At 66.5% G+C, this 24,532-nt stretch carries 24 protein-coding genes; 16 read left to right on the forward strand and 8 right to left on the reverse strand.

Features of this window, described 5'->3' with window-relative positions:
* From QRO95_RS03535 to QRO95_RS03545, 3 genes are all read left to right on the forward strand, one after another.
* Window positions 1-461, forward strand: a 461-nt coding sequence (locus tag QRO95_RS03535; protein ID WP_285301658.1) for a TonB family protein, incomplete at its 5' end; no start/stop codon positions are given.
* Between the two features lie 41 nt (window positions 462-502).
* Window positions 503-2,248: a putative porin gene (locus QRO95_RS03540; protein ID WP_285301659.1), complete on the forward strand. Its 1,746-nt coding sequence runs from the start codon at window positions 503-505 to the stop codon at window positions 2,246-2,248.
* 97 nt (window positions 2,249-2,345) lie between these two features.
* Entirely contained in the window at window positions 2,346-2,675 is a 330-nt protein-coding gene (locus QRO95_RS03545) for a hypothetical protein (RefSeq protein ID WP_005409871.1), read from the forward strand.
* A gap of 131 nt (window positions 2,676-2,806) precedes the next feature.
* Here the strand turns inward: QRO95_RS03545 and QRO95_RS03550 are convergent, their stop codons facing one another.
* From QRO95_RS03550 to QRO95_RS03570, 5 genes are all read right to left on the reverse strand, one after another.
* Window positions 2,807-4,201: an ABC-F family ATP-binding cassette domain-containing protein gene (locus QRO95_RS03550; protein ID WP_285301660.1), complete on the reverse strand. Its 1,395-nt coding sequence runs from the start codon at window positions 4,199-4,201 to the stop codon at window positions 2,807-2,809.
* A 126-nt stretch (window positions 4,202-4,327) separates the two neighbouring features.
* The gene (locus QRO95_RS03555; protein WP_032129425.1) at window positions 4,328-4,717 is read right to left on the reverse strand and encodes an OsmC family protein; all 390 of its coding nucleotides are present in this window, start codon (window positions 4,715-4,717) and stop codon (window positions 4,328-4,330) included.
* Window positions 4,718-4,832: 115 nt separating this feature from the next.
* Window positions 4,833-5,474 carry a hydrolase gene (locus QRO95_RS03560; protein ID WP_005409869.1) on the reverse strand — a complete coding sequence of 214 codons (642 nt, stop codon included), beginning with the start codon at window positions 5,472-5,474 and terminating at the stop codon, window positions 4,833-4,835.
* A gap of 53 nt (window positions 5,475-5,527) precedes the next feature.
* Window positions 5,528-6,208 carry a hydrolase gene (locus QRO95_RS03565; RefSeq protein WP_071227966.1) on the reverse strand — a complete coding sequence of 227 codons (681 nt, stop codon included), beginning with the start codon at window positions 6,206-6,208 and terminating at the stop codon, window positions 5,528-5,530.
* 71 nt (window positions 6,209-6,279) lie between these two features.
* Window positions 6,280-7,146, reverse strand: a complete 867-nt coding sequence (locus tag QRO95_RS03570) for a pirin family protein (RefSeq protein WP_032129427.1) — start codon at window positions 7,144-7,146, stop codon at window positions 6,280-6,282.
* A 151-nt stretch (window positions 7,147-7,297) separates the two neighbouring features.
* Between QRO95_RS03570 and QRO95_RS03575 the strand changes: the two genes are divergently transcribed.
* From QRO95_RS03575 to QRO95_RS03620, 10 genes are all read left to right on the forward strand, one after another.
* Window positions 7,298-8,224, forward strand: coding sequence for a LysR family transcriptional regulator (locus QRO95_RS03575; protein ID WP_285301661.1), 927 nt, complete (start codon window positions 7,298-7,300; stop codon window positions 8,222-8,224).
* A 185-nt stretch (window positions 8,225-8,409) separates the two neighbouring features.
* Entirely contained in the window at window positions 8,410-8,913 is a 504-nt protein-coding gene (locus QRO95_RS03580) for an RNA polymerase sigma factor (protein WP_049462496.1), read from the forward strand.
* A gap of 82 nt (window positions 8,914-8,995) precedes the next feature.
* Window positions 8,996-9,952 (forward strand): FecR domain-containing protein, encoded by a 957-nt coding sequence (locus QRO95_RS03585; RefSeq protein WP_285301662.1) that lies wholly within the window; start codon window positions 8,996-8,998, stop codon window positions 9,950-9,952.
* 182 nt (window positions 9,953-10,134) lie between these two features.
* Entirely contained in the window at window positions 10,135-13,257 is a 3,123-nt protein-coding gene (locus QRO95_RS03590; RefSeq protein WP_285301663.1) for a TonB-dependent receptor, read from the forward strand.
* Between the two features lie 53 nt (window positions 13,258-13,310).
* Complete coding sequence (locus QRO95_RS03595) at window positions 13,311-14,075, forward strand: Slam-dependent surface lipoprotein (RefSeq protein WP_285301664.1); 765 nt, start codon at window positions 13,311-13,313, stop codon at window positions 14,073-14,075.
* A 90-nt stretch (window positions 14,076-14,165) separates the two neighbouring features.
* Window positions 14,166-15,620, forward strand: coding sequence for a porin family protein (locus tag QRO95_RS03600; RefSeq protein ID WP_285301665.1), 1,455 nt, complete (start codon window positions 14,166-14,168; stop codon window positions 15,618-15,620).
* Window positions 15,621-15,756: 136 nt separating this feature from the next.
* Entirely contained in the window at window positions 15,757-16,161 is a 405-nt protein-coding gene (locus tag QRO95_RS03605) for a response regulator (RefSeq protein ID WP_019337750.1), read from the forward strand.
* A gap of 9 nt (window positions 16,162-16,170) precedes the next feature.
* Complete coding sequence (locus QRO95_RS03610; protein WP_285301666.1) at window positions 16,171-17,766, forward strand: PAS domain-containing protein; 1,596 nt, start codon at window positions 16,171-16,173, stop codon at window positions 17,764-17,766.
* 71 nt (window positions 17,767-17,837) lie between these two features.
* Window positions 17,838-18,179 carry a type II toxin-antitoxin system prevent-host-death family antitoxin gene (locus QRO95_RS03615; protein WP_005413623.1) on the forward strand — a complete coding sequence of 114 codons (342 nt, stop codon included), beginning with the start codon at window positions 17,838-17,840 and terminating at the stop codon, window positions 18,177-18,179.
* Between the two features lie 3 nt (window positions 18,180-18,182).
* Window positions 18,183-18,812, forward strand: a complete 630-nt coding sequence (locus QRO95_RS03620) for an AAA family ATPase (protein WP_285301667.1) — start codon at window positions 18,183-18,185, stop codon at window positions 18,810-18,812.
* A gap of 96 nt (window positions 18,813-18,908) precedes the next feature.
* Here QRO95_RS03620 and proP read toward each other — a convergent pair whose 3' ends face one another.
* The 3 genes from proP to QRO95_RS03635 form a co-directional block, all read right to left on the reverse strand.
* Window positions 18,909-20,396, reverse strand: coding sequence for a glycine betaine/L-proline transporter ProP (gene proP, locus QRO95_RS03625; RefSeq protein WP_248857773.1), 1,488 nt, complete (start codon window positions 20,394-20,396; stop codon window positions 18,909-18,911).
* 263 nt (window positions 20,397-20,659) lie between these two features.
* Window positions 20,660-20,788 carry a hypothetical protein gene (locus QRO95_RS03630; protein WP_256200907.1) on the reverse strand — a complete coding sequence of 43 codons (129 nt, stop codon included), beginning with the start codon at window positions 20,786-20,788 and terminating at the stop codon, window positions 20,660-20,662.
* An 85-nt stretch (window positions 20,789-20,873) separates the two neighbouring features.
* The gene (locus QRO95_RS03635) at window positions 20,874-21,101 is read right to left on the reverse strand and encodes a hypothetical protein (protein ID WP_049462507.1); all 228 of its coding nucleotides are present in this window, start codon (window positions 21,099-21,101) and stop codon (window positions 20,874-20,876) included.
* A 162-nt stretch (window positions 21,102-21,263) separates the two neighbouring features.
* Between QRO95_RS03635 and QRO95_RS03640 the strand changes: the two genes are divergently transcribed.
* From QRO95_RS03640 to QRO95_RS03650, 3 genes are all read left to right on the forward strand, one after another.
* The gene (locus QRO95_RS03640) at window positions 21,264-21,680 is read left to right on the forward strand and encodes a host attachment protein (protein ID WP_019337746.1); all 417 of its coding nucleotides are present in this window, start codon (window positions 21,264-21,266) and stop codon (window positions 21,678-21,680) included.
* 5 nt (window positions 21,681-21,685) lie between these two features.
* A complete protein-coding gene (locus QRO95_RS03645) occupies window positions 21,686-22,009 on the forward strand; it encodes a thioredoxin family protein (protein ID WP_285301668.1) in 324 nt (107 codons plus the stop codon).
* A 102-nt stretch (window positions 22,010-22,111) separates the two neighbouring features.
* On the forward strand, window positions 22,112-24,457 hold the full coding sequence (locus QRO95_RS03650) for a GH92 family glycosyl hydrolase (RefSeq protein ID WP_285301669.1): 2,346 nt from the start codon (window positions 22,112-22,114) through the stop codon (window positions 24,455-24,457).
* Window positions 24,458-24,532: the final 75 nt, after the last annotated feature.

Genomic DNA, 24,532 nt, shown 5'->3' on the forward strand with positions numbered 1-24,532 from the left:
AAGAGACGATGCCCGAACCGGAGCCGCTGGATCAGCCGACGCCGGCCGAAGAGCCGACGCCGACGCCGGATAACAGCGATCCGGTGACGATGAATGCCGACGCGCAGGCCGGTGGTGACAACTTCGGTATCCAGTCCGGCAGTGGTGGCGGTTCGTCCGGCGTTGGCCGTGGTGGCGCCGGCAACGCTACCTACGGCCGCTACCTGGGCTACCTGATGCAGCAGGCGATCTCGCGCGACGACAAGGTCAAGCGCCTGGCGTTCCAGCTGCAGGTGAATGTGTGGCTGGCCAACGACGGCCGCCTGGAAAAGGTCGAACTGGTACGCGGCAGTGGCAACGAGGAGGCCGACGCGGCCGTGCTCGATGCCCTGCGTCGCATCGGCAAGGTTGACCAGGCACCGCCGCCGTCACTCGATTTCCCCGCCCGCGTCCTGATCCAGGGCCGCCGGCCCGGGGCCTGACTCCGACTTCCGTGATTTCCCTTCTTTCGATGAGAACCGTGATGAACGACCACGTCCGCGCACGAACCGACTCCCGCCGCCCGCGGCCGGCCCGACGGGCGCTGCTGTGCTGCGCCGTGCTGCTCAGCCTGGCCGCCCCGGCCGGTGCGATGGCGGCCGAAACCACCATGGTCAAGCTGATCAAGGGCCTGATCGCCAGCGGTGCATTGAAACCCGAAGACGGCCAGGCACTGCTGGTACAGGCCGAAGCCGAAGCGGCGGCCGCACAGCGCACTGCAGCCACGGGCAGCACCGCGGCGAGCGGTGGCGTGGCCCTGGAGGCCGGTGACGTGCGCGTGCCGTACGTACCGCAGAGCGTGCGCGACGGTATCCGTGACGAAGTGCGCCAGGACGTGATGGCGCAGGCGAAGTCGGAAGGCTGGGCGGCACCCAACGAAGTGGCCGAGTGGACCAAGCGCATCAAGGTCACCGGTGACATGCGTGTGCGCAGCGAGTCGCGCTTCTACTCCGAGCGCAACAGCGACATCGTGAGCAACTGGTCGTCGATCAACTCCGGCAACGGCTTCGACACCAACACCAATACCAACCTGCAGTTGCCGCCGCTGCTGAACACCCGCCAGGACCGCCGTAACCTGTGGCGCATCCGTGCCCGCCTGGGCATCGAGGCAACCATTGGCCAGCACACCACGGCGGGCGTGCGCCTGGCCAGCGGCAGCAGCAATGGCCCGGTGTCGACCACCGAGCAGCTGGGGGGCGGCCTGAGCAAGAAGGACGTGTGGCTGGACCAGGCCTGGCTGGCCTACAGCCCGGCGGACTGGGTGACGGTGCGTGGCGGCCGCTTCGGCAATCCGTTCTGGACCAGCGACACGCTGTTCTCCAGCGATCTCAACTTCGATGGCCTGGCCGCGAACCTGAAGTATGACTTCGATGGTGGCGACCTCGACCTGTTCGGCAACCTCGCGGTGGTGCCGCTGGAGTACACCTCCGACAGCTCGCCGAGCCAGAGCAAGGTCAAGACTCCGAACGAGAACAAGTGGCTGTCCGGTGCCCAGGTAGGCGTGAACTGGCGCTTCAACGATGACAACGCGCTGCGTGCCGCGCTGGGCTACTACGACTTCAAGAACATCAGCGGCCGCCTGTCCTCAACGTGCTCGCTGTATTCGGGCGCGGTAGGCTGCGACACCGACTGGTCGCGCCCGGCGTTCATGCAGAAGGGCAACACCCTGATGCTGATCCGCAACATCGCGCGCAATCCGGTGGATCCGGCCGGTACGCCGACCCCGCAGTATGTCGGCCTGGCCTCGGCGTTCCGCCTGGCCACGCTGAACCTGCGCTGGGACACGCAGCTGGCGCAGGGCATCGGTCTGCGCCTGGATGGCGACTACATCCGCAACCTGGCCTACGACAAGCAGGCCATGTTCAGTCGTGCCCAGAACGGCATCGTCAACAACTACGGCGCCGGCGATACTGTCGGCATCGATACCTTCCGCAGCGGCGACACCGCCTGGATGCTGCAGGCCACCTTCGGTGCTACCGAGCTGAAGGAGAAGGGCCAGTGGCAGGCGCTGCTGGGCTACAAGCACATCGAGGCCGACGCACTGCCCGATGCCTACAACGATCCGAACTTCCACCTGGGCGGCACCAACGCCCGCGGCTACTACGTGGGCGGCGCTTACGCGCTGGATGCACGCAGCTGGATCAGCGGCAAGTGGATGGCGGCCAAGGAAGTGTCCGGCGCGCCGCTGTCGATCGACGTGTTCCAGCTGGAGTTCAACACCGGGTTCTGAGTGGCGGGCGTGATGCGGATCACGTAGTGCGTGGCGGGGGCGCAGCGATGCACCCGTCTAAGGAAAGGAGACCACGCGTTGCACAAAGGAGGAATGGATGAGCCGTCGCAAGCTGTTCGAAAGTCCCGAACCGTCCAGCCAGATGCTGGGTGTTGGACCGGCCTATGTTTCAGTGGAGGGCCTGCGCCAGCACCTGGCCGAGTTCCTGCTGTACGCAGGCCGGCCGGTGGTGATCATGCGCGGGCGCAGCGAAGTGGGCTACTTCCTGCCGGCGCGCTGCTGGCGCCAGCGTGACGATGATCCGCTGGCGGCGGCTGCCGCCGACCAGCTGCTGGATGCGGCCGGTTTCCAGGCCGAGGACATCCAGCAGGTCGAACAGGAATTCAACGCGATGCGCCAGCGCACCGTGCTGCATTCACGGCGCTGAGCCTTCCGTAGAGCCGGGCCCATGCTCGGCTTTTCGGGCGGTTGCACGCGACGTTGGCAACAGCCCCTGTCGTTGTCTTCGCCTCTACAGTAGATCCACGCCATGCGTGGATTGCACACGCCCGGCCGCAGCTACAACGCCAGCACCTGTCCCGGTTCCAGCGCCTGCAGAAATGCGTCGTCATGCGACACCACCACCAAAGTGCCCGGGAACACCCGCAGCACCTGCAGCAAGTGCATCCGCAGCGTCATGTCCAGGTTGTTGGTGGGTTCGTCCAGAACCAGCAGCGTCGGGGGTTTGGCCGCCATCAATGCCAATGAAAGCCGCGCCCGTTCGCCACCGGACAATGCGGACACGTGCGTCTGCGCCGTGGCGTCGCCGCGGAACAGGAAGTCGGCCAGGTGCAGCCGGCACTGGGTCTGGCTCCAGTCCGGCATCTGGGCAGACAGCGCCTGGAGAGGCGTGACCTGCATCGGCAGGTCCCGGTAGTGCTGGTCAAGCAGGGCGATCTGAGCAGCTGGCGGCAGCAACCAGTCACCATCACGGTGGATGCTTGGGTCGCCGCACAGCGCGCGGGCCAGCGTGGACTTGCCGCTGCCGTTGTCACCGGTGATCGCCAGGCGATCGCCGACATCCAGGCGCAGATGCAGTCCACCCAGCACCGTTTCCGTGGCATGCGCCACGCTGGCGTCGGTCAGCTGCACCACCACTCCCTCACGTCGCCAGCCGGCCGGCAAGGCGAAGGCAGGCTCGATGATGGTCTCGCGCTGCAGGTCATTGCGACGAGCCTCGATGTCTTCCTGCTGCTCACGGATCTGCAGTTGCTTGCTGCCGGCGGTGGTATTGCCACGGCCGAGCTTGGTGGCTGAACGGACGCCGCCCCACTTGCGCTGTTCGACCTTGCGCACGCCGCGTTCCCGCGAGCTCGCGGCGCGCTGCTGTTCGCGCATCAACGCCTCATGGGCCTGGCCGCGCTCCTGATCCAGCTGGCGCAGCTGCCGGTCGCTGGCCTCGCGTCGCTGCTGCAGGTCCGCCTGATAGTCGCGGTAGCGACCGCCGAAGTGGCTCACGCGCCCGCCACGTATGTGCCAGAGCTCATTACAGAGCGCATCGATCAGGGCTTCATCGTGGGTGGCCACCAACAGTGCGCCGTGGAACTGGCGCAGGCGCGCGATCAGCGAGCGGCGTGCACTGCGGTCCAGGTGATTGCTGGGTTCATCGAGCAGCAGTACATCGGGGGCGGCATCGAGCGCGCGGGCGAGCGAATGGCGCATCTGCTCGCCGCCGCTGCGAGAGGAGTCATCCAGTACGTGCTGCGGCACGTAGGCGATGCGTGCGCCATCGCGCCGGATGATGGTCCCGCCACTGGGCACCAGAGTACCGGCCAATATCTGCAGCAGGCAGCTCTTGCCGCTGCCGTTGTCGCCGATCAGGGCGATGCGGGCACCTGAGGGCAGGTGCAGGTTGACGTCGGCCAGCAGGGCGCGGCCGTTGAAATCCAGATCCAAAGCATGGGCACGTAACATCGCGTGCGGTCCTCCTGTTGCTGCGCGCTCACTGCATCCGAACGCGGACGCGCAGCTTGGAACAGGGGCGAGGCCGGAACAAGCGAGGAACCGGCCAAGATCCGCCGCAGGTGGGCCAGACCTCCTTCAGCCGCGCTCACTGGTGATGCGCGCACCTTCGCGCATCACCAGCGTCACCGGGGTCTTTTCCACCACCTCCAGCAACCGCTGCCACTGCGCATCGCTCAGCTCGGCGCTGGCATGCAGCACGCGGTGCACGTGGAAGCGTCCATCTTCGTCGCGTTCCGAGCGCAGCTCGGCATGGAACTCGCCCAGTTCCCAGCCCTTGCGCTGCGCATACATGCGCAGAGTGATGGCGGTGCAGGCCGCCAGCGAGGCCAGGTACAGATCGAAGGGCGCGAAGCCCTTGCCCTGGCCGCCCAGCGAGGCGGGCTCGTCCGCATCCACATCAAAGCTTCCATTGCTGATGTGGTGCAGGTAGTTGTCGCCGGTCGAAACAATGCGTGCGTAGGCCATCGGAGTCTCCATCTGTCTATAGCGTCGAGCCATGCTCGACCAACCCACTGTAGCGTCGAGCCGTGCTCGACTGCTCCAAAAGGCGGCGCCAGCCAAGGCCAGCGCCGCCACGAAATCACTCGGTGCGATCGTACGAGAACTGGATGCCGGCGGTACCACCGGTTTCGATGAAGAGGTTCATGAACGCCGGCACCGTTTCCGAACGGGCCCAGTCGCGCTGCAGCTCGCAGAACAACTGCGGCACGCTGATCAGCTGGCCCCCGGCCTGTTCGATGCGGCGCAACGCGGCATCATGCGCCGCCAGCGAAGTGCCGCCAACGGCATCGACCACCACGTACACCTCATAGCCTTCCTTCAACGCATCCAGGGCCGGGAAAGTCAGGCAGGCTTCGGTCCACAGTGCGGTCATGATCAGCTTGCGGCGGCCGGTGGCCTCCACTGCCTTGCGGAACTCGACGTCTTCCCAGGAATTGATGGTGGTGCGGTCGTAGGTGGGGTAGTCGCCCAGCACCTTGCGCAGCTGCGGAATCGGCGGCTTGTTCAGGCCGGTCTTGACGTTGACCGTCGAATGCACGATCGGAAGACCGTAAGCCACAGCGGCCTTGGCGGTGCCGACGATGTTGTTGACCAGCAGCTGGCGGTCCATCGAGGCGATGGAGTTCACCTGCACCGGCTGGTAGTCGATGATGATGAAGGCGGAATTCTGCGGGGTCAGCAGGTGGTCGCTGGCCGGGTCGCGGATCGGTTCACTGGACATGGTGGGTCTCCGGTTGGGAGGGGGCCGGCGGCTGCCGGCACCCCGGGGGCAGCTCAGCTGCGCTGCGAATCCAGCTGCTCCTGGTTCTTCTGCACGTCCTGCGCCTTCAGGTAGCTTTCGATCAGCAGCTGGTAGTTCGGGAAGATCTTCGTGTAGACCTCGGCCCACTGCTGGGCATCGTCGCGGTTCCAGCTGCGCTGGATTTCCGAGGCCACCGCGGCGGTGTCCATCGGCACCACGCCGGCCTGCACCACGCGGGCCAGGGTGATCTCTTCGGCCATCTTCGAATAGGTACCCGACGCATCGATCACCGCGAACACCTGGTAGCCATCGGCCACGGCGGCGATCGACGGGAAGGCCATGCACACGCTGGTGATGGTGCCGGCAATGATCAGCTGCTTGCGGCCGGTGGCCTTCACTGCAGCAACGAATTCCGGGTTGTCCCAAGCGTTGATCTCACCCTTGCGCGCCACGTACTGAGCATGCGGGGCCGCGTCGTGGATCTCCGGGATCAGCGGGCCGTTCGGGCCCTGCGGGACCGAGGCGGTGGTGATCACCGGCATCTTTGCCAGCGTGGCCATCTTCGCCAGCGCAGTGGCGTGGGCGCGCACGCTGGTGAATGGCATGTCACCGATGGTCTGGAACAGGCCGCTCTGGTGGTCGATCAGCAGCATCGCGGCGTTGTCCGGATCGATCACCGGGCGGGCACCGTTGAAGTTGGCGGGGGTACTCATGGTCAGTCTCCTGGGGAAGGTGGGCGATGGCCCATTGGCGCGGCGGGTCATCGCCCGCCGCGCGGAAGCGCTCAGTGCGCGATCTGGCCGAAGCGGCCGCTGTTGAAATCGTTGACCGCTTGGCTGATCTCGGCCTGGCTGTTCATCACGAACGGGCCGTAGCCCACCACCGGCTCGTCGATCGGCTCGCCGCTGAGCAGCAGCACAGTGGCGTCGCTGTCGGCGTCGACGAACACGTCCTCGCCGCTGCGATCGAAGGTGACCAGCTGCGCCTCGCCGACCGGCTGGCCGCCGTTGATCCGGACCGAGCCCTTCAACACCACCAGCGCCAGCGTGCGGCCATCGGCCACCGGCAGTTCGGCGTGGTGGCCCTGCTGCAGGCGGATGTCCCAGACATCCATCGGCGTGTGGGTACGTGCCGGACCGGCGTGGCCGTCGAAGCGGCCCGCGATGACACGCACGCGGCCGGCGCCCTCAGGCAGATCCACCGAGGGGATCTCTGCGTCAAGCAGGGTCTGGTAGCCCGGTGCGCCCATCTTGTCCCGCGCCGGCAGGTTGACCCACAGCTGCACCATGTCCAGCGTGCCGCCGCGCTTGCTGAATTCCGGCGTGTGGAATTCCTCGTGGAGGATGCCGGAGGCAGCGGTCATCCACTGCACGTCACCCGGGCCGATGGTGCCGCCGGCCCCGGTCGAATCCCGGTGCGCGACCTCGCCCTCATAGACGATGGTGACCGTCTCGAAACCGCGGTGCGGATGCTGGCCGACCCCACGCGGGGTATCGCTGGGGGCGAAGCTGTACGGGCCGGCATAGTCCAGCAGCAGGAACGGGCTCAGGTGCTGGCCGTGGGTGTTGTAGGAAAACATCGAGCGGGCGGGGAATCCATCGCCCACCCAGTGCGGGCGGGGGGCGCTGTAGGTACCGGTGACACGCTTCATGGCGATCTCCTGGCCGGGGCTGCCGGCCGCTGTTCTTCGTTGCAGGAGACGATATCGCCGCGACAATTGGGCCGGTAGACGCCAATATTTGCCGTCATAGTCCTATCTGGTGAACAATGGCGGCAGGCCGTGGGCCGCAGGAGATCGCCCCGTGTTCATCGCAGATATCCGCCGTTGTGACCTCAACGACCTGTTCTATTTCGCCATGGTGGTCGAGCACGGCGGCTTCTCACAGGCCGGTCGGGCGCTGGCCATGCCGAAGTCGAAACTGAGCCGGCGCATCGCGCTGCTGGAAGAACGGTTGGGCGTGCGCCTGATCCAGCGCTCGACCCGGCGTTTCTCGGTCACCGAGGTCGGCCAGGACTACTACCGCCATTGCAAGGCAATGCTGGTCGAGGCGGAGGCGGCCGAAGAAGCGATTGCGATGTCACGCGCCGAGCCGCGCGGCACGATCCGCCTTGCGTGCCCGATCGCGATCCTGCACGCGCGCATCGGCCCGATGCTGGCCGACTTCCTGGCCCTGCACCCCCAGGTGACGGTGCAGCTGGACGCCACCAACCGCCGCGTGGACGTGGTGGGCGAGGGTGTGGACGTGGCGATCCGGGTACGGCCGCCGCCATTGGAAGACAGCGACCTGGTGGTGCGCGTGCTGGCACGCCGGGTCTGGTGCACCAGTGCCAGTCCGGCGCTGCTGCAGCGGCTGGGCACGCCGCAGGTGCCGGCCGACCTGGCGATGATGCCGACCGTCGATCTGGCCTCGCCCAGTCAGCAGCATGTGTGGGAATACAGTGGGCCCGGCGAGATCCAGGCCAGCGTGCATCACCGCCCGCGCCTGGTCAGCGATGACATGATCGCGCTGCGCGCAGCCGCGGTGGCCGGGGTCGGGCTGTTGATGCTGCCGCGGATGATGATCACCGATGAGCTGGAGAGCGGGGCGCTGCTGCCGGTGCTCCCCGAGTGGGTGCCGAAGCACGGCGTCGTGCATGCGGTGTTCCCTTCGCGGCGTGGGCTGCTGCCGGCGGTACGCGCGTTGATCGATTACCTCGCCGAGCGTTTCGAGGCGTTGGACGAACCGTAGGCTCCGCATCCACGCATGGCGTGGATCTACTGGATCCGGCGCCGCCTGGTAGATCCACGCCATGCGTGGATGATCCTGGTGCCGCGCGACGGGCTTTCGCTTGCCGCCTGCGGCCGCGCAGCCCACAATCCATGTCCGGACCGTCGCCATCACGCCCATCATTCCCCGGTCCGGCCTTGGCACCTATGTCTCCCAATGCCCTGGCGCTGGTCGAGCTGCTGATCCGCGAGCGCCGTGCGTTGTCTCGCTTCATCGCGCGCTATCTCGACCCGGCCAGTACCGAGGACACCCTGCAGAACCTGTACCTGAAGGCCAGCAGCGTGCCCGGTGATCCACCGATCCTGGAGCCGCGCGGCTATCTGTACCGGATGGCCTATCACCATGCGCTCAACCGCAGCCAGGCCGACGCCCGCGAGCGGCGCGCGATGGCCGAGTACGCCGCCGACATGGCCGAGGCGGGCCACGACGGCGAGGCGCAGGCACTGGACCAGGCACAGCTGCGCGAGATCACCCAGACCATCCTCGCGCTGCCAGCGCAGGTGCGCGAGTGCTTCGTGCTCAACCGCTACCTGGGCCTGAGCGAGCGCGAGATCGCCACACGGCTGGGTATTTCCAAGAGCCTGGTCGGCAAGCATGTGCTGCGCGCGGCACTGTTGATCCAGCAGCACCAGCAGGGAATGCATCGATGAGCGGCGATTGCCGTGGGCAGATCGCGCCCGCCGTTGTCACAACAGGAAAGCGCACCCGTTCGTGGTGCGGCAGGCCACAACCATGACCACGTCCGAACCCTCGCCGCGTCAGGCCAGGCAGGCGTTGCGCTGGGTGATCCAGTGCAGTGCAGGCCCGCTGCCGGAACGCCAGCAACGAGCCCTGCAGCGCTGGCTGCGGGCCGATCCGCGCCATGCGCTGGCCTGGCGCCAGCAGCAGGCCTTCTGGCAGGGGTTGGATGCCGCCGGGCCCGACGTGCTGGCGGCGCTGCCTGAACTGACCGCGGACCGCCAGGGATTGCGTCCGGTCGCACCGCGCCGTCGCCTGCCGTGGCTGTTGGCCAGCGCCGCCGCTGTGGTTCTGATGGTTGCGGCCGCACCGCAGGCGCTGTTGCTGGCGCGCAGTGACCTGCGCAGCAGTGATGCGCCGCGCGTGGTGCAGCTGGACGACGGCAGCACTGCCGTGCTCGATGCGGGCACCGCATTGGCGGTCGAGTTCGATGGCCAGCAGCGGCACCTGCGCCTGCTGCGCGGCCAGGCCTGGTTCCAGGTGGCGCACGAGGCGCGCCCGTTCCAGGTCGAGGCCGCGGGCGGCCGGGTCCGTGATATCGGCACCGCCTTCAGCGTGTCGATGCAGGACACCACGGTCACCACCCAGGTCAGCGAGGGTGCGGTCGAGGTGCGTCCGGGCGATGGCAGCGTACAGCGCCTGCATGCGGGGCAGTCACGGGCGTTCCGTGACGGTCGCTGGCTGCAGCCTGTGCGGCTGGAAGATCCCGAGGCCGTGGCGCCATGGCGGCGTGGTGAGGTCGCGATCGACAACTTGCCGGCCGCGCAGGCCATCGCCGATCTGGCCCGCTATCGGCGTGCACCGGTCTGGGTACTGGGCGGGCAGGGCGCGAACGTGCGGGTCAGTGGCCTGTTCCACCTGCAGCAGCCGGAGACTGCCATTGATGCGGTGGCCGCACAGGCAGGACTGCGCGTGCAGCGCTTGCCCGGTGGCGCGTTGGTGCTGTGGTGAGGTGCCGCCGGTTCATGGCGGAATACGCCGCATGAAAAAAACATGAAAAAACCGTGGGCACCTGCAGTGTCCCGCTGTCTATAGAGGTATAGCCAGAGCGAAACACCGTTTTTCCTCAAGCCAGACACACCACCGGCACCGGATGTGCCCGTGGTCCAGCCACGCTTGAGGAGTTCCTGTCCATGCCGTCCACGGCATCCGCCTGTCATCGTCGCGCCACCGTTCTGGCCCTGGCCGTTTCCACCGCATTGCTGCCGCTGGCCTGGGTGCCGGCCGTGCAGGCACAACCGGCGATCGTCGCGCCGGTGCGCCAGTACGCCATCCCGGAGCAGCCACTGGCTGATGCCGTACGTGCCTTTGGCCGCCAGGCCGATGTGCAGGTGGTGTTCCGCAGTGACCTGGTGGAGGGCCGCCGCTCCAGTGCGGTGAGTGGCGAGTACAGCCAGATGCAGGCCCTGCAGCAGCTGCTGCGCGGCAGCGGCGTGCGCGCACAGCGCGGCATGGACGGTACCTGGAGCCTGCGGGCCGCAGCGGAGGCGGGCGAAGGGGAAGGGGTGCGGGTGACCGAAACACTGGACGTGGCCGGTCGCCTTCAGTCGGAAGGGGGTGAGGCGCGCGATCGGCGCGGCTACGATGATGTGTTCGCGCTGGACCTGACCACGGCGTATTCGGGGCGCGACCGGGTGGAGCGCTATCGTGGTTCCAATCCGGCCGACGTGGTCAAGGATCTGGTCGGCGTGTTCAGCGGCGATGCGCGCAACAGCGGCGCGCTGGACGTCAACATCCGTGGCATCCAGGGGCCCGGGCGGGTGCCGGTCAGCATCGATGGTGGCGAACAGGCGCTCACGGTCTGGCGCGGCTACAACGGCGTCAGCAACCGCAACTACATCGATCCCAACCTGATTGGTGGCATCCAGGTCATCAAGGGGCCAGGGCTGGTGCGCGATGTGCACAGCGGGATCGGCGGTGCGCTGGTGATCAAGACCATCGACGTTGACGACATTGTTGCTGCCGGCGAGCGCTTCGGCGGGGAGCTGAAGATCGAAGGCAGCAGCAATGCGGTGGCACCGCGCCTACCGCGCCTGCACACCGGCGAGGATTACCGCACTGTGCCGGGGTTCCCGCAGGGCTCGCCGAACTCACCCTATGACGACCGCACCCTGGTGGTGCCGGTGAAGTCGCGCAGCGGCAACAACCCCTTCGATGGCGAAGACCAGGCCTGGCGGTTGGCACTGGGCGTACGCGGCGACAACGTCGACCTGATGGCCGCCTACGCCTGGCGCAAGCGCGGCAACTACTTCTCCGGCAGCAAGGGAAGCGCGTACTACGACCAGGACCGGCGCGAGCAGTACGAGTACCAGGGCATCGACTACATCACCACGCTGGCGCGTTACTTCAAACCGGGCGATGAAGTGCCCAATACCTCCAGCGAACAGGAGTCCTGGCTGGTCAAGGGCAGCTGGCAGATCAACGACGACCAGCAGCTGAAGGCCACCTGGCGGCGCACGCTGTCGCACTACGGCGAGATCATGCCGTCGCGCATCCTGTCCGCGCCCGACTACGGGCGCATCCAGTGGCCGCTCAGCCGGGTTGCGTCCGATGGCTGGAACCTGGAATACCGCTTCCAGCCGGCCGGCAGCCGCTGGCTGGACCTCTACGCCAACCTGTGGCGCACGGAGACGGACAGCGATACCTACAGCGCTGGCGGCTTCCCGAACTTCGCAGTGGGTAATCCGGCATGGAACCCGGACGCAAGCCCGATCCTGCGCAACACCGCGCTGGCCAACGCGCGCAACGACCGCACCGGCCTGATCCTGAGCAACCGCTTCGCCCTGCATTCGACCCTGGACCTGACCGTGGGTGGCAACTGGCAGTACGAGAAGCTCGGCTCGAGCGATCCGTACTTCGGTACCACCGATGGCTGGCGTATGTTCCCGCGTGCCGGGCGCCGACAGGAGGGCGAGGGCTACCTCACCCTGGAGTGGCGGCCGGTCGACTTCCTTACCCTCAATGCAGGCGTGCGCTACAGCCGCTACTGGGCCTTCGACGATTTCCTCGAGGCGCACCCCGAGCTGCTGACCAAGGGCGTAGGTGGCAAGGAAGCGCAGTACACCGTGAACGAGTTGCCGCCCCGTCCCGCCAATCTGCAGGCCCGCATCGACGCGTTGGAAGCACGCCGCGCCGTATGGGAAAAGCGTGGCATGGGCTGGTTCATCGATGACAGCATCCGTGCGTTGCTGGCGCCGTACGAGACGCCGCGTCCGGTCAGGTACACGCGGCCCTGGCTGCCCGATGCCGATGGCAACTACACCCGCGCCGGCAATCCCTGCCTCAATGGCGAAGTGGCGGCCATTCCCGGCGTGCAGCCGGTGTTCGCCGGCAGCGACCAGGTCTGCAACATCGGCAACAGCGTACAGTCGCAGCCGGTCGATGCACGCAACAGCCGCCGCCGCGACCATGCCTGGCTGCCGACCTTCTCGGCCACTGCACACCTGTCCCCGGCCGCCCGTGCCTACGTGCGTTACAGCGAAGCGGTGCGCTTCCCGAGCATGTTCGAAAGCACCATCGCCTTCTCCGGCAGCCTCAATCCGCTGCATGCGCTCAAGCCCGAGCACGCCTACAACTACGAAGTGGGCTACGTGCACAACCTGTCGGCCCTGTTCGGCAACACCGCCGATGCCGACGTCAAGCTGGCGTACTACGTGCACAAGACCCGTGACGTGATCGAGCGCGATGGCAACTTCCTGTTCGACAACATCGACAAGCAGTCCATCCGTGGCATCGAACTGCAGGCCCGCTTCGACAACCGGCGCTTCTTCACCGATCTGGGCATCACCCGCACGTTGGAAAACGAGGTGTGTGACGAGAGCACGGCGGTGCTCCTGGATGCGAACCGCGGCCTGGTCCCGAACTGCGTGCAGGATGGTTTCGTCGGTGGCTACCTGCTGACCCAGGCCATTCCCAAGCTGTCGATCAACTGGTCGCTGGGCACGCGCCTGTTCGATGAGCGCCTGGAGCTTGGCAGCCGCATCGTGCACTACCAGCGCCACGAGAACCCTGATCTGCAGGCGTACCGTGACCGCCTGCTGAGCGGTGGCAGCGGCCTGCTCTGGCAGAACGTGCCGTTCACCTGGGGAAACATCACCACCGTCGATGCCTATGCGCGCTGGCGCTTCAACGAGCATGCCAGCGTCGAACTGGTCGGCAGCAACCTCGGCAACCGCTACTACGTCGATCCAGCCACGCGGTCCACGCTGCCGGCCCCGGGTCGCACCCTGAAGCTCGGCGTCACCGCACGTTTCTGATCTCCCACCTTCAAGCGTTGTACCCGTAGTTCCCTCAACCAAGGAGCAATACCATGAAAATGATCTCCCGTTCGGTTCTCGCCGTTGCCGCCTCGCTGGCTCTGGTCGGTGCCGCGCATGCTGCCGATATCGTCGGTGCCGCCAGTGCCAAGACCGATGCCGAGCTGTATGTGGCGGTTGGCGAATCGCAGGTCAATGGCGGCCCGCACCGCGCTGGCAAGGCCGGTATCGGTGTCGGTACCGTGTCCCAGGCCAAGCCGGTGGACTTCCAGGGTCTGAGCGCCTACTCGGCACCGACCACCGTCAATGGCGTGACGGTACGTACCCTGGCCATGCCGATCACCGGCGCACCGGGCAGCCACGCCGGCATGGGCCACTTCAACTTCGTCAAGGTCGGCAGTGGCGATGTCTGGTTCGGTGAATGGTCCAAGGATGGCGCCGCCGGTGGCTTCAACAACCGCCAAGACTACTTCGTAAGTGACCGCGCCGGCACCACGCTGCCTGCTGGCGTGGCGTCCTACACCGTTGCTGGCCTGAACAAGTTCAACGGCAGCAACCTGCTGAGCGGCACCTTCGACGCCGACTTCGGCGCCGGCACCCTGGATGGTGCGCTCTCGGGCAACGGCCTGAACCTGGCCATCGTTGCCAACATCAACAGTGCCGACGCATCGTTCGCCGGTTCGGCCACCGCCAACGGCAGCGTTGCCGGCACCACCCAGGGGCAGTTCTTCGGCGCCAACGCGGCCGCCCTGGCCGGTATCGCCACCTTCAGCGGCAACAGCCAGTACGACACCGCCTTCGGCGGCAGCAAGAACTGATTGCCACGCCCCTGACGGGGCAGGGCAGGGACAAGCCGCGATCCGCCAGTCCCTGCTTCGGCCCGCTGCATGCACCACCACGGATCGACCATGCGCCATCCCATCTTCCTTGTCGTACTGCTGCTGGCGGCCGCCGACGTGCGCGCCCAGCAGGACGATCTTCGCCGCATGCTCGAACAGGGCACCGACCTGCGCCACCAGCAGCAGGACCAGCAGCGCCTGCAGCAGGCCGAGTCGGAGCGACCGACCATCACCATCGACGGCCAGACCCTGCGCGTGGAGCGCACGGTCGACGATCTGGGCCAGGCGCTGTACCTGTCGCTGCAGCATCAGCAATGGGGCGCCGCGCAGCGCTTCCTGGACGAATACATCGAACTGCCCGGCCACGACCCGTTGCTGCGCCACTACGCGCAGGGCGGCCTGGCGCGGGTGGCCGGCAATCACCATCGCGCGGCCAACGAGTACGAGGCGCTGCTGGAGGCACAGCCGGATTTCCTGCCGGCCCGCCTTGAACTTGCGCGCGTCTACGCCGAAGACCAGCGCGATCGCGATGCGGTGGCGTTGTTCACGACGATCGCGGATGGCATCAGTGCCGATGACCCCGCCACCGCAGGTGTACGCGGACGGGTGGACGCCTATCTGGCTGCGCTGCAGGCGCGCCAGCGCTGGAAAGGCGCGCTGTCCGCCGGCCCGGCATGGAGCGACAACATCAACCGCAGCTCGGCCAGCCGCACCTGCCTGTTCGGGGTAGGCGACACCTGCATCATCCAGCGCAATCTTCCCGATGCCCAGCGCGCCATGGGCCTGGACTACGACGGTAACCTCGAACGTCGCTGGGCCTTGAAGGGCCACCATGGCGTGTACGTGCGTGGCCTCGCATTCGGCCAGGCATGGCGTGGGCACAGCGCCTACAACGAGCTCAATGCCAACGTGCAGGCGGGTTACAGCTGGCGTAGCGCACGGCATACCCTGCAGATCGCCCCCAGCTATGACTATCAGGGCCTCGGCAACCGGGCCCTGCAGGGCGGCAGCGGGCTGCATGGCGAATGGCAATATGCGCTGGACGCGCGCAGCCTGCTCAAGCTGGAGGCCGACTGGAAGCGCCAGCGCTATCGCCAGCGTGGCCTGGCCAGCAATTACGACGGTGAGCTGGCCGCGGTGTATGCCACCTGGTTCCGTGCGCTCAACCCGCGCTGGACCCTCTTTGCCGGGCTGGACCTGAGTGACAGCAGCGCTGCCAACCCAGCCAACGGCTATCGCCAGCGCGGCGTGCGGCTGGGTGCGGCGCGCCAGTGGACGGGCACCACCGCCACCGTATTCGTCTCGTTGCGCGAGCGCGACTACGACGCGTGGAGTCCGCTGCTGGAGGCGCGGCGTGAGGACAGCGAACAGAACCTGATCGCCATCGTGCGCAGCGAGCGCCTTGCCGTGGCCGGGCTGGTACCCAGCCTGAGCCTGCGCTACGCGCGCATCGACAGCAACGTTGGCTGGCTGTACAGCCACGACCGCAGCCTGCTCAGCCTGAAGTGGGAGCGGGCCTTCTGAACACGCCGCTGCAATGCCGCGGTGAACGGGCCGTGGCCACGATCTTCATCCATCATCACGCGCTCTTGTAGCCCGGTTCGCGCATCCTGCGGGCGTTGCGGCAGAGCTGGGCCGCGTGTATCGAGGAGCGCCGGTCGTGCTGGAAGCGGGCAACAAACCAGAGGGCCTGAAAGGGCTGCGTGTACTGGTGGCGGAGGATGAATTCGCCATCGCGATGTTCCTTGTCGACTATCTGGAGCTGAAAGGCGCACAGGTGGTGGGGCCGGCTGGTGACCTGCAGGCGCTGGGGCAGCTGGTCGATACCCATCCCATCGATGTGGCATTGCTGGACATCAACCTGGGCGGTGAGCAGGTTTATCCGCTGGCCGATCGGCTGGCCGAGGCCGGTACGCCCTTCCTGCTGACCTCCGGTTACGACGACAACCTGCCCAGCCGCTTCGCCAGCGCGCCGCGCTGTACCAAGCCTTATCACATCGAAACCCTGGTGCAGCAGCTGGCCGGGCTGGTGGCGGCGCCGCAGGTCTCTGCGGGCATCGCCTGATTGCGCGGCATGTCGCGCCGTCCTGAAGGCATCCACGCCGCCAAGCTGCGTGGCTCGATGCCGCCTGCGCCGCACCTGCATGCGCGCCACGATGGCATGGCCGCGCGTATCGCCCGCCACGACTGGTCGTCCACGCCATTGGGTGCCTGCGAGCAATGGCCGCCCCACCTGCGCGCCACTGTCGACCTGATGCTGGCCCATGGCTTCCCGATGATCGTGCTGTGGGGCGAGCAGCTGGTGCAGCTCTACAACGATGGTTATGCCGAGATCCTGGCCGACAAGCATCCCGGCGGGCTCGGCCAGCCGACCCGCGAGTGCTGGCCCGAGGTGTGGCACATCAACGGGCCGCTCTATACCCGGGTTTGGCAGGGCGAGACGCTCACCTTCGAAGACAAGCTGTACCCGCTGGTCCGGCGCGGCCGGCTGGAAGACATCTGGTTCACGATCACCTACAGCCCGATCCGCGGCGAGGAAGGGCGGATCAACGGCGTGCTGGTGACCATGTTCGAAACCACCGCCGCGCATCTGGCGCTGGCCGCGCGCGAGCGCGAGGAACTACGGCGGCGCGAGAGCGAGCGGCGCCTGGAGCTGGCCTTCAGGATGCTGCCGGTCGGCCTGTGCATTGTTGATCTGCAGGGCCGCATGCTGCTGTCCAACGATCAGATGCGCGCCTATCTGCCCACCGGCAAGGTGCCTTCCAGAGACGCCGACAACCAGCATCGCTGGCACGGCTGCCATCCCGATGGCACCCCCATTGCACCGGACGACTTCGCCATCGCCCGCGCAATGCGCGGCGAGACCGTGGTGCCGGGGCTGGAGTTCCAGTACCTGCATGATGATGGCCGCGCGCGCTGGACCCGGGTCGCTGCCGCGCCCCTGCGCGATGGCGACGGTGAGGTCAGCGGGGTATTTGCCATCGCGGTGGACATCGACGACCTCAAGCGTGCCACTGAGCGTCAATCGGTATTGCTGGCCGAACTGCAGCACCGGGTGCGCAACATCATGTCGACCATCCATGCCATTGCCTGGCGGACCCGCGAGTCGGTCAGCAGTGTGGATGAATACGCTGAACGATTGTGCGGGCGACTGATGTCGCTGGCACGCACGCAGACCCTGCTGACCCGTGGTGCCAATGCCGGCGTCTGCCTGCGTGGCATGCTCGACGAGGAGATCGCTGCGCAGACGCCGGCAGCGGCCGCCTACCGCCTGCAGGGCGAGGACGTGCTGCTGCCGCCGAAAGCAGCCGAAGTACTGTCCCTGGCGATCCACGAATTAGCGACCAACGCGCTGAGGCATGGCGCGCTCACCCATGAGGATGGCCGGATCGAGGTCACCTGGGATCTGCAGGTTCAGGCCGGCCAGCCATGGCTGGGCCTGCACTGGTGCGAGCGTCATGCCGAGGTGGAGGACTGGGAGCTGCCACGCCAGCGCGGCCTGGGCCGGGCGCTGATCGAGCAGCGCGTGCCGTACGAGCTGGCTGGCAGCGGGGAGCTGCGCTTTGGCCCACAAGGCCTGGATGCCTGGATCCGCTTCCCGTTGCGGGAGCGCGACAGCCTGCTGCAGACCGATGCGCCGGGCGCGGCGGCGGAAGGTTCCGTCAGGTAAAGGTCCATTTATCCCCAATTTGGCCAAATTGGGTATAGTGGCCATAGTCCACTTCTGTCTGGAGCCGTGCCATGACCCTGCCGCTGGATCTGCCAGGCCTTGAGAAGGCCCCGGCCTCGTCGGTGAAGACCCGGGGCTGGCCGAGCCTGATGCGCACCGTGCGCGAGAAGCAGGCGCTGGTCATCACCAACCATAATCATCCCGAAGCGGTGATCGTGGATATCCGCACGTATCAGGAGCTGCTGGCCAAGGCCGCCGGCGGTGACGCCGGTGAGCGCAGTGAAGAACTGCTGCGCCTGCGCGGTGAGTTCGACCAGACCCTGGCCAGCCTGCAGCGCGGTGAGGGGCTGGGCAAGGTGCTGGGCCAGCCGATCCGCCGTGGCCGCAAGGTCACCCTCGGCCGTCCGCTCTGAACGATGGGGCGGATCCTGGTGCTGGCCGGCGTCAATGGCGCCGGCAAAAGTTCGCTGCTGGGTACCTGGCTGGAAGCCGAAGGACTGAGCTGGTTCAACCCCGATTCGTTCACCCGCCGCCTGGTCGAGGCTGGCTGGTCGCTGCCCGAAGCCAATGCCGAGGCCTGGCAGGAAGGCACCCGCCGCCTGCGCCAGGCCATGGCTGATGGCACGGACTTCGCCTTCGAGACCACGTTGGGTGGCAACACCATTCCACGCCTGCTTCGCGAGGCCTGCGAGCACCATCACGTCGCGATCTGGTTCTGTGGCCTGGCCACGGTGGAGCTGCATATCGCCCGCGTTGCGGCGCGGGTGGCTGCCGGCGGCCATGACATCCCGGTGGAGAAGATCCATGCGCGCTTCGATTCGGCGCGCGAGAATCTGCTGGAACTGCTGCCCCACCTGGCCGAACTGCATGTCTACGACAACAGCGCGCCCGCCGATGCCGAAGGCTGCGTCGAACCGCTGCCGGTGCTGGCGATGGCACACGGCCAGCTGCAATACCCGGTCTCGGTGGCCGAACTGCTGCACACGCCGGACTGGGCCAAACCCATCGTGATGCGCGCGATGGAGTTGAACGCTGCGCGCGATTGAGGGCGCATGCGTTGTAGAGCCGAGCCCACGCTCGGCTGATCCCCCGAAAGGCAACCGGGCGCGGGCGTGGCTCTACAACGCCGGCTCCACCGAGCCTCAGGCCGGCTTTACCTGCTCAGGTTCCGCAGCCTCCGGCAGTGGCGGCAGGCTCGGGTCCACCGTCACCGGCACATCGCTCTTCAGCAGTGCGGCGGCTTCCTTGTCGCTGCCGACTGCCGGCGGTGAACCGCGCAGCGGCAGCCCCGCGGTTTCCTTGACAAACAGCATGGTGACCAGGCCGATCACTGCTGCGCCCATCAGGTAGTAGGCCGGCACCAGCGGGTCGCCGGTACGTTCCACCAGCCATGCAGTGACCAGTGGCGTGGTGCCACCGAACAGCGATACCGAGACGTTGAAGGCGATCGACAGCGCGCTGTAGCGCACCGGGGTATAGAACAGGGCCGGCAGCGTGGACGGCATCGAGCTGGTGAAGCACACCAGCGCCAGGCCCAGCAGCATCAGGCCGAGGAAGATCATCCAGTCGTTGCCGCTGCCGACCAGCAGCAGGCACGGAATGGCCAGCACCAGCAGCGCAATGCAGGCGCCGATGATCATCGGCCGGCGGCCCAGCTTGTCACTGAACAATCCGCCGACGATGTTCAGCGGCATCATCACCAGCATCACGATGATGATCAGCAGCAGGCCTTTGCTCTCGGCGTAGCCCATGGTCACGCTGAGGTAGCTGGGCATGTAGGTCAACAGCATGTAGTCGGTCACGTTGAACACCAGCACCAGGCCCATGCACACCAGCAGCTGGCGGCCGTGCACCTGGAACAGCGCGCCAAGCCCGGGCCGATCATGTTCGCGCTTCTCGGCTTCTTCGGCGAAGGCGCGGAATGCCGGGGTCTCTTCCAGCTTCATGCGCATGTACAGGCCGAGAAGGCCCAGCGGGCCGGCCACCAGGAATGGAATGCGCCAGCCCCAGTCCAGCATCTGTTCGCTGCTCAACAGCATGTGCAGCGCGGTCACGGTACCGGCGCCGGCGATGTATCCGCCCAGCGTACCGAACTCCAGCCAGCTGCCCATCAGGCCGCGGTTGCGGTCGGTGGAATACTCGGCGATGAAGGTGGCCGCACCGCCGTACTCGCCGCCGGTGGAAAAGCCCTGCACCACACGCGCCAGCAGCAACAGCACCGGTGCCCAGATGCCGATCCGCTCGTAGGAAGGAATCAGGCCGATCGCAAAGGTACCCAGCGCCATCAGGATCATGGTGAACGCCAGCACCTTCTGGCGCCCATAGCGGTCGCCGAGCGGGCCGAACACCAGGCCGCCGAGTGGACGCACCAGGAATGCCACGGTGAAGGTGGCGAAGGCCGCGATCACCTGTGCGGTGGGATTGCTCGACGGGAAGAACACCTGGCCGATGGTGACGGCCAGATAGCCGTAGACACCGAAGTCGAACCACTCCATGGCATTGCCGAGTGCAGCGGCACCGACGGCGCGCTTGAGCATGGGCTTGTCGACGACGGTGATCTCATCGACCTTCAGGTGGCGGCGGCGTTTGAACCAGCCGAAGTGGGCATGGGAATCGGGCGTGTCCTGCATAGGGGCTCCCTTGTAGGTATGAAGTAGGGGAATGGGTGCTGTGGTGTGTCCCGGAAATCGGAAACGGCGATGCAGGCGCAAGTGGCGCAGGGGCATCGGAAGGCGGCGTGGGGGCCGGGGAATGTGTGCAGGCGCAACGCCACGCGCACGGCAAAGCACCGCCGCAAGGGCGGAAACGCGGCAACGGGATCACAACGGCCGCGCAGTTGGCAGCCGCGTGTCACATCAGCGTGTGGGGAAGGCAGGCCGTGGGCCTGCGGGCGTCATCCGCCGGGATCCAGCGCGAGGCGATGGAAATGCAGGGCGGGAGCAATCGTGGCAAGCGAAGCGCCGGTCGGCAGTGCTTCCCACGTAACAGGTGCGCCCGTCACGTAGTGGGTCGTGTCGATCATCCGTTCATCATAACGGCACCGGCGTGAGCGTGCAGCGAAGCGGGCTGATCTGCACGCTGTGTTCCACGTCGCCTGTTCAGAAGGCTCAGGCCGACTTCGCCAGCAAACCGAACACCGTGCAGGCCATCGCCAAGGCGCCCGGCAGTGCCAGTTTCCGCGTGACCAGTGCGGCGCCGATCATCGTGAGCACCGAGAGCATGATGGCCAGGGCGAAGAACGGTTGGCCCTGCAGGAACTGGTGGATGCAGCCAGCGCAGCCGGCAATGGCCAGGCTGGTGGCGAAGCAGACGTGGAACAGTGAGCCAGCGTGCACAGAGGTTCCTCGCGATGATGGAGGCCATAGCGGCAGGCCTCCCGGTAAATTTAGGGCGGATTTCAGATTGCGATGACGGAATCACATCCTGTACGCGCTCTGGTGACATAGGCGTGCATAAGGTGGAGCGCACACCCACTTTTCAAGTTGATGGAGGATGCAATGGCGCGGACGATTCCCGAAGGAACGCTGATCGTGGTAGCCGACGGTGGTTCGGCACGGGTGTTCACCAACGTGGGCAGCAACCATCAGTTGACCCTGAAGCAGGAGGGCGAGCTGCGCCTGCAGGACATCAGTGAGCAGGGCGTGTCCGGGCAGGGGCCTGCGGGTGCCGTGCCGAAGGACATGTCGGTCTCGCAGCTCAACGAGGCGACGTTCGCCAAGCAGGTGGCCGAACAGCTCAACGAGGATGCCTTGAAGAACCGCTATGCGCACCTGGTGTTGATCGCCGACCCGACCACGCTGGGTCGCATTCGTCCGCTGCTGCATAAAGAGGTCCAGGCGCGATTGCTCGGGGATATTGCCAAGGACCTGACCAACGCGCCGCTGGAAGACATCCAGAAGGCACTGGCGGCGTAGCGCTCATGCCGTTCATGCGTGATCACCTTCCGAACGAGCCCACCTCTGCGGGGGTGGCGGCGCAGGCTGGGTGGCAGGTGCTGGAGTTCGGTGCGCCCTGGTGCGGTCATTGCCAGGCCGCGCAGCCCGCGTTGCAGGCCTTCGTCGAAGCGAACGATCTGCCGCATTGGAAGATCGAGGATGGCAAGGGAAGGCCATTGGGGCGAGCGTTCAAGGTGAAGCTGTGGCCGACAGTGGTGCTGCTGCGCGATGGAGAAGAGGTCGCGCGGGTGGTGAGGCCGCTGGACAGCGCGGACCTCATGTCGTTGCAGAACGCGCTTCCCGGTTGACGATTGAACCCGGCGCGGGACACCGGGCAGTCGCACTGCAGCATGCGGCGTGACAGGCCCGGTGCTAGCATCCGGCTACCACCTGAATCGATCCAAACGCCGATGCCCACGCTGGACCGTCGTCTCCTGATCGCTGTCGCCGCCACGGCAATGCTCGCTTCCGGCCTGGCGTCGGCCGCTCCCGCCAAAACCGCCGCCGACAAGGCCTACGCCTCGGTCGACCCGTTCATTGGTACTGGAGGTGAAGGCCACACCTACCCGGGTGCCACAGTGCCGTTCGGCATGGTCCAGCTCAGCCCGGACACACGCATCCAACCACGCGAAAAGGCCTATGGCTGGGCAGCCGGCTATCGCTACGACGACAGTAGCATCGTCGGCTTCTCGCACACGCATTTTTCCGGCACCGGTCATTCGGACCTCGGCGACATCCTGCTGATGCCGTTCACCGGCAATCCCGGCCTGGAGCGCGGTGATCCGGAAAAGCCACGCAGCGGCTACGCCTCGCGTTTCCGCCACGACGACGAGAAGGCCGAGCCGGGCTACTACGCAGTCACCCTGGATGACTACAAGGTGCGCGCGGAGCTGACCACCAGTGCGCGCGTGGGCGTGCACCGCTATGCCTTCCCCAAGGGCACCGATGCCAAGGTGCTGCTGGACATGCGCACCAGCATGTACGACTACCCGGGCAAGGTGCTGTGGTCGCGGGTGCGGGTGCGCGCCGATGGCACGGTGACCGGCTTCCGCGAAACCCGTGGTTGGGCGCCGGGCCGCCAGCTGTATTTCGCGATGCGCTTCTCGCGCTCGCTTTCCGGGCATGAGCTGCACAACACCGAGCAGGACATTGTCTACAAGGGCTTCCCGCCGCCGGGCGAGAAGGAGCCGGCGCAGCGCGCACAGATCGAGGGGCGCCAGCTGGTCGGCACCTTCGCCTTCGGCAAGCTGGATGCACCGCTGGTGGTCAAGGTGGCGATCTCGCCGGTCAGTGAAGCTGGTGCCATCGCAAACCTCGACGCGGAAGTGGCCGGCTTCGATTTCGACCGCGTTCGCGCGCAGGCAAAGCAGGAATGGACGCAGGCGCTGTCGGTGCTCGATATCGATGCGCCGGAACATGCGCGGCGCAGCGCCTATACCGCGCTGTACCACACGATGCTGGGGCCGACGCTGTTCATGGATGCCGATGGCCAGTACCGTGGCGCGGACAACGCCGTGCATCAGGCCAAGGGCTACACCAACTACTCCACGTTCTCGCTGTGGGATACCTACCGCGCGCTGCATCCGCTGCTGACGCTGGTGCAGCCGGAGAAGCGCAACATCGACTTCGTCAATTCGATGCTGGCCCACCATGAGCACAGCCCGTACGGCATGCTGCCGGTGTGGTCGTTCCATGGCCTGGAAGACTGGTGCATGATCGGCTACCACGCCGTGCCGGTGATCGCCGACGCCTACGTGAAGGGCATCCGCGGCTTCGACGCCGACAAGGCGCTGAAGGCGATGGTCGAGACCGCCAACTACGGGCCCTACGATGGCATCGCGCAATATCGCGAGCTGGGCTATGTACCGATCGACGAGGAAGGCGAAGCGGCCAGCAAGACACTGGAGTACGCCTTCGACGACTGGACCATCGCGCGCATGGCACAGGCGATGGGCAAGACCGATGTTGCGGCCACCTTCGACAAGCGCGCCGGCAACTGGCGCAACGCCTTCGACAAAGACACCGGCTTCATGCGCGCACGCAAGCGCGATGGCAGCTTCCGCACGCCATTCGACCCCAGCGCCAGTGGATACGGCACCGACTACACCGAGGGCAATGCCTGGCAGTACTCATGGTACGTGCCGCAGAATGTGGCCGGTCTGGCGGCAGCGCACGGTGGCAGTGACAAGCTGCTCGCGCGCCTGGACGAGGTGTTCAACGCCAAGGTCGACCCGTCCATCTTCGAGCACATGGAAGACATCACCGGGCTGATCGGCTGGTATGCGCACGGCAACGAGCCCAGCCACCACGTCGCCTACCTGTATTCGTATGCCGGTCAGCCGTGGCGCACGCAGGCGCGCCTGAAGCAGATCATGGACACCCAGTACGCCGACCGCCCCGATGGCCTGGCCGGCAATGATGACGTCGGCCAGATGTCGGCGTGGTACGTGTTCACCGCCTTGGGCTTCTACCCGGTGGCCCCGGGCTCGGGCGAGTACATCCTGGGTCGCCCGTTCCTGCCGAAGACCGCAATGCGCCTGCCGAACGGCAAGACGTTCACCATCGTGGCCGATGGGCTGGATGACAAGCACACCTATGTGGGCAATGTGAGCCTCAACGGCAAGCCATTGCAGCGCACCTTCCTGCGCCACGACGAGATCCTGGCAGGTGGCGAACTGCGCTTCAGCATGCAGGCCGAGCCGAACAGGGACTGGCCGGGGCAGGGCGCGCAGGCGCCGTATTCGATGAGCCGATGATGATGGGTAGGCGCCAACCAAGATTGGCATCTACCGGGGTCCGCCGGCTGGGGTGCTTTTGGTAGGTGCCAACCT

The sequence above is a fragment of the Stenotrophomonas maltophilia group sp. Smal13 genome (genome assembly GCF_030236855.1).
In the GTDB taxonomy this organism is placed as follows: domain Bacteria; phylum Pseudomonadota; class Gammaproteobacteria; order Xanthomonadales; family Xanthomonadaceae; genus Stenotrophomonas; species Stenotrophomonas maltophilia_A.